The following is a 13,091-nucleotide window of genomic DNA, read 5'->3' as shown; positions in this document are numbered from 1 at the left end:
CTGCGCGCGCATGAGCGGTCCGGTGCTGATGGCCGTCGACGACCCGGCCCTGCTGGGCGACGTCGGGCGGGAGCTGTGCAGCCGGTACGAGCGGGACTACCGCGTGCTGTGCCGGGGGTCGGCGGGCGAGGCGCTGGCCCTGCTCGACGAGCTCGCGGGCGCCGGTGAGGAGGTCGCCCTGGTGCTCGCGGGCGAGACGGTCGGGGGCGCCTCCGGCACGGAGCTGCTGGCGGAGGTGCGCGGCCGGTTCCCGCACGCCGAGCGCGCCCTGCTCGTCCCGTGGGCGCAGGTGGGGAGCCCGGGGACCGGGGACGCGGTCCTCGAGGCGATCGCCCGCGGGCGCATCGACCACTACCTGGTGCGCCCGGCGCCGCCGCCGGACGAGCAGTTCCACCAGGCGGTGTCGGGCTTCCTGCTCGCGTGGGCGCAGACACGGCGCCGCGCGCCGCACACGATCGACGTCGTCGGCGAGACCTGGACCGGCCGGGCGTACGAGCTGCGGGAGGTGCTCGGCCGCTGCGCGATGCCGCACCGCTTCTGCCTGGCCGACTCCGCGGAGGGCCGCGTCCTGCTCGCCGACGCGCGGGAGCGGCGGCTGCCGCTGCTGGTCATGCCCGACGGGACGGTCCTGGAGGACCCCACCGACCTGGACATCGCGCGGTCGGCGGGGACGGCGATCGACCCCTCCGGCGACCGGTACGACCTGGTGATCGTCGGCTGCGGGCCCGCCGGCCTGTCCGCCGGCGTCTACGGCGCCTCCGAGGGGCTGCGCACGATCGTCGTCGACTCCGGCAGCATCGGCGGCCAGGCCACCTCCAGCTCGGCGATCCGCAACTACCTGGGCTTCCCCCGCGGCGTGACCGGCGGGGAGCTGGCGCGCCGCGCCTACGAGCAGGCCTGGCTGTTCGGCGCCCGGTTCGCCTTCATGCAGGAGGTCACCGACCTGGCGCGGGGGCCCGACGGCATCGTCGTGTCGCTCGGCACCGGCGGGGTGGTGGTGGCCCGCGCGGTGGTCCTCGCGCCGGGCGCCAGCTACCGCCGCCTCGGGGTGGAGTCGCTGGAGGCGCTGCGCGGGGCCGGCGTCTCCTACGGCGCCGCGGCGTCGGAGGCCCCGCTGGTGGCGGGCGAGGAGGTGTACGTCGTCGGGGGCGCCAACTCGGCCGGGCAGGCGGCCCTGCACCTGGCCCGGTCCGCGAAGCGGGTCACGCTCGTGGTGCGGGCGGCCTCGCTGGACGCCGGCATGTCGCACTACCTCGTGCGCCAGGTCGAGGGGACGCCCGGGATCGAGGTGCGGACCGGCACCGAGGTCGTCGGCGGGGGCGGCGACGGCCGGCTCGACCACCTCGTGGTGCGGGACCGCGCGAGCGGCGCGGAGGAGACGGTGGACGCCCAGGCGCTGTTCCTCATGATCGGCGCCCGGCCACACACCGACTGGCTGCCGGCGGCCGTCGAGCGCGACCCCGCGGGCTTCGTGCTGACCGGGCCGGACGTGAGCGCCGGCGCCGTCCGGGCGCTCGCCCGTCCCCCGCTGCCGCTGGAGACCAGCCTCCCGGGCGTCCTCGCGGCCGGCGACGCCCGGCACGGGTCGGTCAAGCGCGTGGCCTCCGCCGTCGGCGAGGGCTCGATCGCGATCCGGCTGGTCCACCAGCTCCTCGCCGCCTGAGCCGCCGCGCACCGGTCAGGACGGCGAGCTGCGCCAGCCGCGCGCGTGCAGCCGCTCGGCGCCGTCGAGCAGCAGGTCCAGGGCGAAGGCGAACTCGAAGTCCTCGTCGCAGCCCTGCCCGACGCCGGACAGGTCGCCGCCGGTGGCCGCCGTGGCGATCTCCAGCACGTGCGGGAACCGCCGCGCGAACTCCACGGCCACGGCCTGCCGCTGCTCCGGCGTCGGCTCGGGGGCGGCGTCGTCGCGCGGCTCCTCGAACAGCTCGGGGCTGAAGCCCCAGATGCGGTTGCCCAGGGCGTGCATGAGGTGGTGGGTGAGGTCGACGGAGAACCCGCCGGCGCGGAAGGTGCCCGCGACGGCGTCCATGTGGCCGAGGACGGCGGGCGTCCGGTGGGTGCGCGACTCGATCGCCTGCCGCGCCCACGCGTGCCGCAGCACGGCCCGGCGGGCGGAGAGCAGCCGCTGACGGACCGCGGTCCGCCAGTCCGAGCCCGGGGCGGGCTCCTCGAACTCCCCGATGACGACGTCGACCATCCCGTCGAGCAGCTCGTCCTTGTCGGCGACGTGCCGGTACAGCGCCATGGGGACGACCCCGAGCTCCTGGGCCAGCCGCCGCATGCTCATCGCGGCCAGGCCGGCCCCGTCGGCCAGTGCCACCGCGGCCGCGAGCACCCGCGCCCGGGTGAGCGGCTCCCGCGCCATCCGATCCCCCCTGCTTGACGTGTGTACGGCGTACACCCTACCGTCTCCGCCGTCGGTGTACGCCGTACACCACCATCGGAGGGAGCAGCAGGTCATGAGGGAGTCCCGCGGAGCCGCCGTCGTCACGGGCGTGTTCTTCCTGGTCGCCGCGGTCACCGCGGTCGCGGCGCTGGCGCTGTACCAGCCGCTGCTCGGCGACCCCGGGTACGTGCGGGGCGCGGGCGCGGACACGCAGGTGCGCTGGGGTGCACTGCTGGAGGTGGTGCTCGCCGCCGCCTGCATCGGCACCGCGGTGACGGCGTACCCGGTGGTCGAGCGGCACGGCCGGGCGCTGGCCCTCGGCTACGTCTGCGGACGGCTCCTGGAAGCGGCGGTCATCGTCGTGGGGGTCGCCAGCGTGCTCGCGGTGGTCACGCTCCGGTCGGCCGGCGACGACGCGTCCCTGGTCGGCGTCGCCCGCGGGCTGGTGGCGCTGCACGACGCGACGTTCCTCGTCGGCCCCGGCCTGGTCATCGGCGTCAACACGCTGCTGCTGGCCACGCTGGTGCACCGGGGCCGCCTGGCGCCCCGGTGGATCGCGGGAACCGGCCTGGTCGGCGGCCCGCTGGTGTTCCTCTCGTCGGCCGCCGTGCTGTTCGGCGTCTACGAGCAGGTCTCGGTGTGGGGGTTCCTCGGCGCCGTCCCGGTCACCGTGTGGGAGATGGGCCTCGCCGTGTACCTGGTCGCACGCGGCTTCCGCCGGCCGGCGGTGTCCGTGCCGCCGGCCGCGCCCCGGCGGGACCCGGTCCCGGCCTGACGGCGGTCAGTGCGCTTCCAGCAGCGACCGCAGCCGGGCGAGGTCGGCGCGGTTGGCCCGGCGGACGGCGCCGGCGAGGAGCGGCGCCGCCCAGCGGGAGAAGCCCTGCGGCCGGCCGCGGTTGCGCAGCGTCATCCGGGTCCGGCCGTCGTCCAGCGCCTCCCAGGTGTAGGTCGTCTCCATGGGGAACGGTCCCTGCGCCGTCCGCATGACCAGCCGCTCGCCGGGCACCAGCTCGGTGACCTCGTAGGTGTAGGCGAGCCGGCGGCGAAGGAAGCGGGCCACGAAGTCCATCCGGGACCCGACCGCGACCGGTGGCGCGGTCCGCCAGTCGACCGAGTCGATGTTCGCGTACCACCCGGGGGCGTTCGCGGGGTCCCCGGCGAAGGCGGCCACCTCCGCCCGGGGACGCCGGATGACCGTCTCGGTGCGGACGTCCACCTCGCGGCCCACGCTCCGCATGGTCCCGCCGCACCGGGCCGGCCGGCTACGGGCTCCGGACCGTCTCGCCCGCCGGCGAGCTGGGCCGCCGCGGCGCCGGTGGGGACGCGCCCGGCCCCTGCGCGTCGGCCACCGTCGGGGTCGCGGGGACCTGCTCGCCGGCGCGCTGCGCCTCCGCCATCGCCTTGATCATCTCGGCGAACTGCTCGGAGTCCGGCGGCACGAACCGCTCCGCGGTGGGGACCTGGGCCAGCACGCGGAGGAACTCCTCCAGCTCCGTCCCGCTCGCGACGGGGAGGTGCGAGGAGAAGATCCGCCGGGGCTGGATCTGCCGGACGCGGTCGAGGACCCGGCCGAACTCGGCCTCGTCCGTGAGGTGCACCCAGGGCGAGTCCGAGGTGGCCCAGCCGATCATGCCGCCGGCGAGGGCCTCCGGGGACACGTCGGCCGCGTCCTGCGTGGGCTCCGGGAGCAGCGCCCCGAAGGCGTCGACGGTGAACAGCGCCCCGGTGGAGCGGTCCAGGACGCCGAGGGACATCGGGTTGTCGAACAGCGGCGGGGCGACGGCGGTGAGCGTGCGGTCCCCCACGTGGATCTCGTCGCCGGCCCGGATGGCGTGCACCCGCTCCATGGGGACCGGCCACCACGTCGACATCCGCAGGGCGGAGAACGCGTGGGTGACCAGCGTGGCGTTCGGCGCCGCCTCCATGATCCGCTGGACGCTGCCGGTGTGGTCGGCGTCGTCGTGCGTGAGCCAGACCCACTTCAGGGTCCGCAGGTCGACGATCGAGCCGACCGCGTCGAGGAACTGGTCCGCGTCGACGGCGATGCCGCTGTCGACGAGGACCGGCTCCTCGGCCGTGATCAGGTAGGCGTTGATCGGGAGGACGCCGATCCCCGGCAGGGAGAGGTTGGTGGGCAGGACGTGGACGTCGGCCTGACCTCGGTAGGGACTGTCCATGGGACGCCTCCTCGGCCGCGCTCGGTGGCCGCCTCCTCGGCCGCCCCGAACGTAGGACGGCTCCCCGTCCTCCACCAGGGCCCTCGTCCTCCGGGCGCGGTCAGGCGGGGCCGTGGTGCTCCAGCAGCAGCTCGCACTGCCGGCACCGCTCGCCGGGCGGGACGTCGGACCAGTGGCGGTCGTCGGCCGGGTCGAGCCGGGTCGCGGGGACGTCCCCGCAGAACGAGGAGCCGTCGCCGTCGACGGCGTGGACGGCGCCCGGGCCGTGGGGCCTGCCGCGCGCGGTCCCGGGGCGCAGCACCGGCCCGCCGCCGGCCTCCTCCGCGGCGGGCGGCGGGCCGGTGCGCAGCCGGACGGTGCAGCCGTCGGTGGTGAGGAGCGCGACGTCGACCTCGGCGAGCCGGCAGCTGAGCCACAGGCCGAGCCCGGAGCCGTCCGCGCTGTCGGGGGCGGGGACGAGGCCGGTCAGGGGGTCGGCGGGCCCGGGGCCGGTGTCGTGCACGCGCACGAGGACCCGGCCGTCCCCGGTCCAGGCCCGGACGGTGGTGGGTGGGCGGCCGTACAGCTGCGCGTTGACGACGGCCTCGGACAGCGCGAACAGCAGCTCGTCGAGCGCCGTGCCGCCGAGCAGCCCGTCCACGGCGTCGCGGACCCGGCGCCGGGTCTGCTTCAGCGAGACGTCGGCCAGGTCGACCACCGGCGCCGTCCGCTCGAGCGGGTCGGCGGCCGGCGGCAGTCCCTCGAACTCGGCGACGTCCTGGTACCGCGGGCTGGCGCCGGCGCCGCCGTCCGGGGTGACCAGGCGGGGGTGGGTGCGGCCGACGACCTCGCGCACGGCGTCCGGCACGGTGGTGGCGTCGTACAGGCAGCGGCTCCAGACCGGGTAGTCCTGCCAGACGACGTTGACCGCCGACTCGTACCGGTCCCAGCCCTCGAACCGCCGGCCGTTGCCCTCGTGGGGGACGTCCCCGGCGATCCGGACCTGCCCCGCGCCGGCGGCCACGTGCTGCTCGAACTGCTGCCGGTAGGCCTCGATGGCGCGCGCGGGCGAGGCGTAGAGGCTCGCGTCCTGGATGAAGGTGACCCCGTCCAGCCGGGGCAGCGCCGCCCGGAGCAGGTCGCACTTGCGGGGGTCGTACCCGATGACGACCGGCTCACCGGCGGCCGTCCCCTGGGTCACGAAGGGCACGATCATCGCCAGGAACTCGTCGTCGGACGAGTAGAAGCCGGCTTCGTGGAAGTTGCCGGTCCGGCCCCGTGCGGCACCCGTTCTCATGACTCCGCTCCCACGTCTGCGGGCCGCAGGTAGGACGCCGGCAGGAGGTCCATCAGCCGGGCCGCGAACGGCGGGGTCGATCTGACCGTCAGTCGTACCCCGGTCCTCCGCACGTAGTCGTCGAGGGTCCGCAGCAACCGGTGGTCGACGTACTCGACGTCGCCCATGTCGACGACCAGGGTCCCGGTGTCGGCCCCCGGCCCCAGGCGGGCCAGTACCCGCCCGAGCGCGGTGACGGCGACCGGGTCGGTCTCCCCGGTCAGGCCGAGCGCGCCGTCGGCGTGGGCGGAGACCCCCAGGGCCGGCTGCCCGGACGGATCGGGGGCGTGGAGCGCCGCGAACTCGGTCACGAGGTCGATCCCGAGGTCGGTCGAGAACCCGCACAGGGCGGACATCGGGTGGTCGGCCATGTAGCGCCCCACGAGGAACTCGTACCGGGCGAAGGCGTCCCGCTGGTGCGGGGGGCGGAGCAGCTCGGTGCCCTCCGCGCTCACCCGCAGCCCCCGGAAGCCGTCGGCCAGGGCCCGCTCGGTCGCCGCCGCCCAGTGCCGCACCACCTCGTCGGCCTGGACCGGACCGCCGGACCCGTACACGTCGTCGAGCGTCAGCACCTCGAGGGTGCCCTCGCCCAGCAGCCGGTCGAGGTCCGCCAGGCCCGCGAGGTCCGCCGCCGCGTCCGCGGGCGTCCCGGTGCCGACGTAGACCAGGCGCAGGCCGTCGCGGAGCCCCGCCGCGAAGAAGGCGACGACGCGGCGGCGGAACTCCGCGACGTCGTCGTGGAGGACGCAGAAGTGGCCTCGTGCACCACGGCTCCGGGGGGAGCCGGCGTGACCCGGTCCGGGCACGGGTCCACGCTACGCCGCACGGCCCCGGTCGGCTCCGCGGGCGGGGCACTCGTCCCCGGCTCGCGCCGCGGGCCGGTCAGACGGTCTCGGGCACCCGCAGGTGGGCGAGGACGAGCTCCATCTCGGCGACGTCGACGACGTCCCGGCCCATCGCCCGGACGGCGTCCTCGCGGATCGACCGGGCCTGCTCCCGCGTGGCCTCGAGCGCGGCGCGGTCGTCGAAGGTGACGGTTCCGACGGACAGGCCGCTGTCGCGGTCGGCGAGGACGCTGACGCTGCAGAAGCCCGGCATCCGCTCGATCCGCGGGAGCGTGGTCGTGCGGAAGAGGTCGAGCGTCCGGTCGGTGTCCGCGGGGTCGCCCCGGGTCCAGGTGAGCCGGGCCCAGGCGCCGTCGTGGGTCTCGTGCGCGCGGTGCACCAGCGCGATCTCCCACTCCTGGACCTCCGGCTCCCCGCCGAAGATCCCGACCAGCTGCACGCGCATCGGGTGCACGCGCGCGGCGCTGGTGCGCATGGCCCTCCCGTCCTCCCAGGCGGAGGTGACGATGCAGCGGCCGGCGTCCCGGTCGACGAGCATCGAGAGGCCGACGAACCCGTCCATGAGCCGGATGACGGGCAGCACCTCGTTGCGCACGTAGGCGATGCCGTGGTCGACGCGTTGCGGCTCGCCGCGGACGGTGGTGGTGCGGGCGTACATGCCACCACTCCTTCCTCGAGCAGCGGCGACGCCCCGGCGGCATCGCCGCAGGGGCCACTGTCCTCGCTCCCCGGCCCGCCGGACAGGGCCGGGCGGCCTGCCCGGCGGGCACGGGGTCCGGGAGGGGCGACGCCTCCCGGACCGCCCGTCCGTTCCCGCGATCAGCAGCCGTGCGGCGGGTCGGCGGGGACCAGGGCCGGGCTCGCCCCGGCCGGCAGGTAGTAGGTGAGGTAGACGACGGCGGGCTGCGCGCCGTCGTTGGCGATGTCGTGGACGTGCTTCGGGTGCACCCAGGCGGTCCCGGCGGGGAGGGTCTCCTCCGTGCAGCCGTGACCGTCCTCGGGCTCGATCAGCCGCACCGCCCCGCTCGCCACGACGGCCGTGGACGGCCCGGCGTGGGTGTGCCAGCCGGTGGAGCTGTGTGGCGGCACGGTGGCCTGGACCATGACCACGTCCGTCGGCCGGTCCGCCCGCAGGTGGAAGCCGGTCTGCTCGTCCGAGATCGCCAACTCCCCCGCCGCTCCCCTCGCCAGGACCGTGACCTGCACGGGGGCGACCGGCGGGATCGGCGTGATCCCGTCCCCTCCGCCGTCGCCGGTGTGGGCGGCTGCGGCGCCCGTGAACAGCACGGGTGCGAGCAGCGCGCCGAGGCCCACAGCCAGCGCCGTCCTGCTCCGCGGAACTCTGTGTGCCATCTCTGCCTCCCTGGACACTCGGGAGCCGTCCCGGCGGCGGCCGGCGCCGACGCTGGGGCGACGGACACGTGACCCGCGCGTCCCGCACGGTCCAGGGGTCGGCCAGACCGGCAGTTCCGCCTGGCGACCGACGGACGCGCCCGGGTGGCACGTCTGGCCGGGCCACGAGCCGAGTATGGGAGCGCCCCCACCGCCCCGACAGGCCATCGCGTGCGCGGCACCGGGGTGGAATCGGGACCGGACCGCGGGCCGGGCGCGGTGGCTACGCTCCGCACGTGGAGCGCGTGCGCGTCCGGGCCTGGGCCGGCACGCTCGTGTTCCTCGTGCTCACACCCGGCGTGGTGGCCGGACTGGTCCCAGGATTGATCACCGGGTGGCGGATCCCGTGGACGGGCGCCTGGGCCTCCCCGGTCGCGATCGGGGCGGCCGTCGTGATCCTGAGCGGGGTCCTCGTGCTGCTCGACGCGTTCGTCCGTTTCGCCCGTGCCGACGGGACGCCCGCGCCACTGGTGCCGACCGGCCACCTCGTCGTCGTCGGGCCGTACCGGTACGTGCGCAACCCGATGTACCTGGCGGTGCTGGCGATCGTCCTCGGGCAGGCGCTGCTGTTCGGGAGCGTGGGCGCCCTGCTCTACGCGGCCGTCGTGCTCCTCGCGGTGGTGCTGTTCGTGCGGGCCTACGAGGAGCCGACGCTGGAGCTCGATCACGGCGACGGGTACCGGGAGTACCGGCGGAACGTCCGGGGGTGGATCCCGCGGGTGCGGCCGTGGACCGGAGCTGCCCGGCCTCCGGTGCCGGACCGCCCCGGGTCCGGACGCACGGAGGGCCCGGTCGCCTGACCGGGCCCTCCGTGGTCGGGCTGTGGGGTCCTGCCGGGCACCGGATCCGGGGTGGGGTCTCCGTGGATCGCTCGACGGCGAGGTCGGGCCGCCCGCTCCCCCGAGCGGCACCGGTGAGCTGCACCCACCGGCCGCGACGTCAGCACCCCGGCACCAGCGGCGCAGGCCTGGCGCGCCGGGTCGTACGCCTCTTCCTGGCGCGATCGGCGACTCCTAGCGTCGGCCCATGGCCGGGAAACCACTGAGGTGCCGGTTCGGGTTCCACTCCTACGTCCAGCGACACCCCGACGGGGAGCGGCCTTCGGAACCGGACGACAAGATCTGCCGGCGGTGCGGGAGGCGCACGGGCGCCCCGTTCGGGAAGGCTCCGTGGGTCCTCCCCGGGTGACGTCGGCGGCTTCCGGTACGACCCTCTGACGCCGAGGCCGCCTCTCCGCCGGACGGGGCTCCGCGGCGGCTTCCGCGGGCGAGGGTCTGGGCGTCGCGTGGCCTCCTCGACCTCGCGACGTCGGGCCGACTGATCCCGCTCGACGACGAACCGCCCCGGACCTGGAGGTCCGGGGCGGTTCGTCATTCTGCGAAGGGTCTCGCGCAATCTGCGAAGACCTCGGGGTGGAGGTGGCGGGAATCGAACCCGCGTCCTTCGACGCAGAACCAGGGCTTCTCCGAGCGCAGTCCGCTGCGTCTCTGCTCGGCCCCACCGATCCCACGGACGGGTCGGTGTGACGGGCCCAGTCACTGTTCGGTGTCCCGTGCGCGCCCGTGACCGGCGCGCACGGTGAGTCATCTAGCTGATGCCAGGATCCGGGCCGATGACGAACCCGGGCTGACAGACTCGCCTAGCTGCTGTCAGGCAGCGAGAGCGAAGTCAGTGCGCTTATCAGCGGCACTTGTGAGTCGCAACGCATGGTTAACGAGGTCATCGTTGCCTTCCTCGGCTCGCTTCCCCTGGTCGAACGACCGAAGTCGAGACCATTCACCCCCTGTGTAGTTGTGCACCCATCGTAACCGGGCCGGCCACCGGGTTGTTCCCTCGGCGTCCTGGCGCGTTGATCATCGGGTGCCTGCCGCTCGACACGCCGGGCGACGGCGTGTCGTCGTGCACGCAGCCGATGATCAACAGCCGGCGCCGGGCCGCTAGATCCAGTCGCGGCGCTTGAAGACTGCGTACAGCGTCAGGCTCACGCCCAGCATCAGCACCAGCGCGAACGGATAGCCGAGGTGCCACGACAGCTCGGGCATGTCGTCGAAGTTCATCCCGTAGACCGTGCCCACCAGGGTCGGCGCGAACAGGATGGCCGCCCACGCGGAGATCTTCTTGACCTCCTCGCCCTGCGCGATCGAGGCCTCGGTCAGCTCGCGGATCTCGTCGTTCTGCCGCTGCGCCACCAGCGTCGCGTTCACGGTGAGGATGTCGCGCAGCTGCAGCCGGAAGGCCTCGATGCGCTCGTTGACCTGCGTGACGTGGTCGGCGACGTCGCGCAGGTAGCTGCGCAGCTCCTCGTCGACGCCGTACTTGTCGAACCCGGCGGTGATGGCGGCGAGGATCCCGGTCAGCGGCTGGGCGGCCCGCTGGAACTCCAGGACCTCCTGCGACAGCTCGTAGATGCGCCGCGAGACGCCGGGGTCCCCGCGGAAGACCTCCGTCTCGATCTCGTCGATGTCGTTGGCCAGGCCCGCGACCACCGGTGAGTACCCGTCGACGACGGCGTCGAGGATCGCGTACAGCACCGCCTCGCTGCCCTTGGCCAGCAGCGCGGGCTCGCTCTCCAGCCGCCGCCGCACGCGGGCCAGGTCCGGCGACTCGGCGTGCCGGACGGTGATCGCGAACTGCCGGCCGAGGAACAGGTGCAGCTCGCCGAACTCGACCTCCTCGGCCGCGTCCAGGTACCGGGCGGCCTTGAGGACGACGAACAGCGTGTCGCCGTAGCGCTCGAACTTGGGCCGCTGGTGGGCCTGGATGGCGTCCTCGACGGCGAGGTCGGGCAGGTCGTACTGCTCGGCCAGCTCCCCCAGCTCGGCGGGCTCGGGCCGGTAGAGGCCCAGCCACACCAGCCGGTCGTCGAAGCCCTCGGTCAGCCAGTCGTGGCTCTCCTCCGCCGACGGCGGGGTGGCGATGCGCCGGCCGCTCGCGTAGACGGCGTTGTCGACCAGGCGCGACTGGCGCTCGGGCTGCGGCGGCGCCGGCGGGGTCGGCACCGGCCGGAGCACCTGCGGCCGCGGACGGCGGCCGAGGGTGGACAGGGCGGTGAGGGGCGCGAGGCGACGGTCGGCCATGACGGACTCCCGGGGGACGCTGGGTGGCGGGACTCAGCGGAGGCCCTCCACGCGCGCGCTGCCCCGGCGCGCGCGGCGCGACCGGGAGTCAGGCGGGGAGGGCCTCGGGACTGGGACTGGGGGGCTCGCTGCGCACGGCTCGCCCTCCTCCCCGTCGACCGGCGCCCGCCAGCACGCGGGCCGTCGTCCATCGTGACACGTCCCCGCGTGCCCGGGCTCGCCGGAGGGGAGACTTCCCTCTCCGTCCACCCTCCGTTCAGACGTTGAGGACCAGGTCCACCATGACCGGCAGCAGGACCACGATCAGCAGTGCGCCCAGGACGTCGAAGGAGATCCCCGAGCGGATCATCTTGGTGATCGGCACGACGCCGGAGCCGTAGACGATCGCGTTCTGCGGCGTGGACACCGGGAGCATGAACCCGAACGACGCCGCGAAGGTCGCCGCCAGCGCGGGCACGAACGGGTTGATCCCCGCGGCCACCGCCACCGGGATGATGATCGGCACGACGACCGCGGCCGAGGCGGTGTTCGACGTCGTCTCGCTGATGATGATCGCCAGCACGACGGCGAAGACGGTGATCGCGAACGTGCTGGTCAGGCCGAGCCAGTCGGCCGAGCTGTTGCCGATCGTCTCGGCCAGGCCGGTGTCGGCGAGCAGCGAGCCGAAGATGATCCCGGTGCCGAACAGCAGGATCGTGCCCCAGTCGATCTTCGCGGCGTCCGACCAGTTGAGGGTGAACTCCCGCCGCTTCCAGTCGGTGGGGAGCAGGAACAGCAGCGACGCCCCGAGGACGGCGATGATGCCCTCGTCCATCCGGTCGCTGATCGTCGTGTAGAGGTCGGACTCCGTGCCGGCGACCAGCGCGATGACACCGGGGAAGATCCAGCAGGCGACGGTGATGCCGAAGGCGGCCAGCGTGTTCTTCTCCGCCCGCGAGACGGGGCCGAGCTGGGCGCGCTCCTGCCGCACGTACTCGTGCACGCCCTCGATCCGCTTGATCTCCGGCCGGTTGAGCAGTAGCAGGACCGCGGCCAGCGCCACGAACATGAGCGCGCAGATCGGCAGCGCCATGAGCATCCAGTCGAGGAACCCGATCCGCTCCCCCGTCGCCTCCTCGATCAGCCCGCGGCCGATGAGGTTCGGCGGCGTGCCGACCGGGGTGATCAGCCCGCCGACGCTCGCGCCGTAGGCCAGCATGAGCATCAGCGCGACGCCGACCCGCAGCCGCAGCGGGTCGAAGTCGGGCCTGACCAGCCCCTTGTCCTGCATCAGCTTGGCGATCACGGAGAGGATGCCGATCGCCGTGGGCAGCAGCATCGCCACGGTGGCGGTGTTGGAGACGAACGCCGACAGCAGGGCGGTGATCAGCCCGAACGCGATGATGACCCGCGCCGTCGAGGCGCCGACCCACTGCATCGACAGGATCGCCATCGCGAACCGCCGGGCGACGCCGTGCTTGAGCATGGCGGCGGCCAGGATGAACGCGCCGATGAAGGTGAACACCGTCGTCGAGCCGAGCGGCGCCACCGCGTCGTCCGCCGGCACCACCCCGAGGACGACGATCGCGCCGACACCGATGAGGCCGCCCACCGGGATGGGCACCGGCTCGGTGATCCACAGGACGATGACGCCCAGCAGGACCGCGGCGAGCAGGTGCTGGTCCCGGGGCAGGTCCAGCGGCAGCAGCGCGAAGACGATCGTCACGACCGGGGCGAGGAACAGCCCGACGGTCCGGCGGCCCTTCTCGAAGCGCTCCTCCGTCGGGCTGAGCTGCTGCTCACCCAGGCTGCGGTAGGTCGCGTGGCCGCGAAAGGCGGCGTCGACGTCGGTGCGCTGCGGAGGACGGTCGGTCGTGGTCATGGCAGCCCCCAGTCGTGTGACCCGGACCACACGATAGG

12 protein-coding genes and 1 other RNA gene are annotated in these 13,091 nt (G+C 74.5%); 3 read left to right on the top strand and 10 right to left on the bottom strand.

The genetic code is table 11. The features are described from left to right. Positions 1-10: 10 nt before the first annotated feature. Entirely contained in the window at positions 11-1,663 is a 1,653-nt protein-coding gene (locus tag ACI8AA_RS07195; protein WP_457043807.1) for an FAD-dependent oxidoreductase, read from the top strand. A gap of 15 nt (positions 1,664-1,678) precedes the next feature. Here ACI8AA_RS07195 and ACI8AA_RS07190 read toward each other — a convergent pair whose 3' ends face one another. Next, complete coding sequence (locus ACI8AA_RS07190) at positions 1,679-2,365, bottom strand: TetR/AcrR family transcriptional regulator C-terminal domain-containing protein (protein WP_457043806.1); 687 nt, start codon at positions 2,363-2,365, stop codon at positions 1,679-1,681. 94 nt (positions 2,366-2,459) lie between these two features. On the opposite strand from ACI8AA_RS07190, the gene ACI8AA_RS07185 reads away from it, so the two are divergent. Continuing rightward, positions 2,460-3,161, top strand: coding sequence for a DUF4386 domain-containing protein (locus ACI8AA_RS07185; protein ID WP_457043805.1), 702 nt, complete (start codon positions 2,460-2,462; stop codon positions 3,159-3,161). A 6-nt stretch (positions 3,162-3,167) separates the two neighbouring features. Here the strand turns inward: ACI8AA_RS07185 and ACI8AA_RS07180 are convergent, their stop codons facing one another. The 6 genes from ACI8AA_RS07180 to ACI8AA_RS07155 form a co-directional block, all read right to left on the bottom strand. Then, complete coding sequence (locus ACI8AA_RS07180) at positions 3,168-3,614, bottom strand: SRPBCC family protein (RefSeq protein ID WP_457043804.1); 447 nt, start codon at positions 3,612-3,614, stop codon at positions 3,168-3,170. Positions 3,615-3,648: 34 nt separating this feature from the next. After that, positions 3,649-4,563, bottom strand: a complete 915-nt coding sequence (locus ACI8AA_RS07175; protein ID WP_457043803.1) for an oxygen-binding di-iron domain-containing protein — start codon at positions 4,561-4,563, stop codon at positions 3,649-3,651. A gap of 100 nt (positions 4,564-4,663) precedes the next feature. Beyond that, positions 4,664-5,839: an anti-sigma factor RsbA family regulatory protein gene (locus tag ACI8AA_RS07170; protein WP_457043802.1), complete on the bottom strand. Its 1,176-nt coding sequence runs from the start codon at positions 5,837-5,839 to the stop codon at positions 4,664-4,666. Then, positions 5,836-6,684, bottom strand: a complete 849-nt coding sequence (locus ACI8AA_RS07165) for an MEDS domain-containing protein (RefSeq protein WP_457043801.1) — start codon at positions 6,682-6,684, stop codon at positions 5,836-5,838. The genes ACI8AA_RS07170 and ACI8AA_RS07165 overlap by 4 nt, the downstream gene beginning before the upstream one ends. A gap of 76 nt (positions 6,685-6,760) precedes the next feature. Next, a complete protein-coding gene (locus tag ACI8AA_RS07160; RefSeq protein WP_457043800.1) occupies positions 6,761-7,381 on the bottom strand; it encodes a hypothetical protein in 621 nt (206 codons plus the stop codon). Positions 7,382-7,542: 161 nt separating this feature from the next. Then, positions 7,543-8,076 (bottom strand): hypothetical protein, encoded by a 534-nt coding sequence (locus ACI8AA_RS07155; protein WP_457043799.1) that lies wholly within the window; start codon positions 8,074-8,076, stop codon positions 7,543-7,545. Positions 8,077-8,351: 275 nt separating this feature from the next. Between ACI8AA_RS07155 and ACI8AA_RS07150 the strand changes: the two genes are divergently transcribed. Beyond that, positions 8,352-8,915 (top strand): methyltransferase family protein, encoded by a 564-nt coding sequence (locus ACI8AA_RS07150; RefSeq protein WP_457043798.1) that lies wholly within the window; start codon positions 8,352-8,354, stop codon positions 8,913-8,915. Between the two features lie 610 nt (positions 8,916-9,525). On the opposite strand, the gene ssrA is transcribed toward ACI8AA_RS07150, so the two are convergent. From ssrA to ACI8AA_RS07135, 3 genes are all read right to left on the bottom strand, one after another. Then, positions 9,526-9,899: a transfer-messenger RNA gene (gene ssrA / locus ACI8AA_RS07145) on the bottom strand. Positions 9,900-10,052: 153 nt separating this feature from the next. Beyond that, a complete protein-coding gene (locus ACI8AA_RS07140) occupies positions 10,053-11,192 on the bottom strand; it encodes a magnesium and cobalt transport protein CorA (protein WP_457043797.1) in 1,140 nt (379 codons plus the stop codon). Positions 11,193-11,448: 256 nt separating this feature from the next. Beyond that, positions 11,449-13,053, bottom strand: coding sequence for an SLC13 family permease (locus ACI8AA_RS07135; protein WP_457043796.1), 1,605 nt, complete (start codon positions 13,051-13,053; stop codon positions 11,449-11,451). Positions 13,054-13,091: the final 38 nt, after the last annotated feature.

Source organism: Geodermatophilus sp. SYSU D01180 (assembly GCF_054050415.1).
The sequence above is the reverse complement of the archived record's forward strand: the minus strand, read 5'-3'. Positions and strand labels throughout refer to the sequence as shown.

Coding starts and splice junctions, on each gene's coding strand:
- ACI8AA_RS07185 (WP_457043805.1), top strand. CDS start 2,460: ATGAGGGAGTCCCGCGGAGCCGCCGTCGTCACGGGCGTGTTCTTCCTG.
- ACI8AA_RS07140 (WP_457043797.1), bottom strand. CDS start 11,192: ATGGCCGACCGTCGCCTCGCGCCCCTCACCGCCCTGTCCACCCTCGGC.
- ACI8AA_RS07190 (WP_457043806.1), bottom strand. CDS start 2,365: ATGGCGCGGGAGCCGCTCACCCGGGCGCGGGTGCTCGCGGCCGCGGTG.
- ACI8AA_RS07175 (WP_457043803.1), bottom strand. CDS start 4,563: ATGGACAGTCCCTACCGAGGTCAGGCCGACGTCCACGTCCTGCCCACC.
- ACI8AA_RS07170 (WP_457043802.1), bottom strand. CDS start 5,839: ATGAGAACGGGTGCCGCACGGGGCCGGACCGGCAACTTCCACGAAGCC.
- ACI8AA_RS07135 (WP_457043796.1), bottom strand. CDS start 13,053: ATGACCACGACCGACCGTCCTCCGCAGCGCACCGACGTCGACGCCGCC.
- ACI8AA_RS07195 (WP_457043807.1), top strand. CDS start 11: ATGAGCGGTCCGGTGCTGATGGCCGTCGACGACCCGGCCCTGCTGGGC.
- ACI8AA_RS07160 (WP_457043800.1), bottom strand. CDS start 7,381: ATGTACGCCCGCACCACCACCGTCCGCGGCGAGCCGCAACGCGTCGAC.
- ACI8AA_RS07155 (WP_457043799.1), bottom strand. CDS start 8,076: ATGGCACACAGAGTTCCGCGGAGCAGGACGGCGCTGGCTGTGGGCCTC.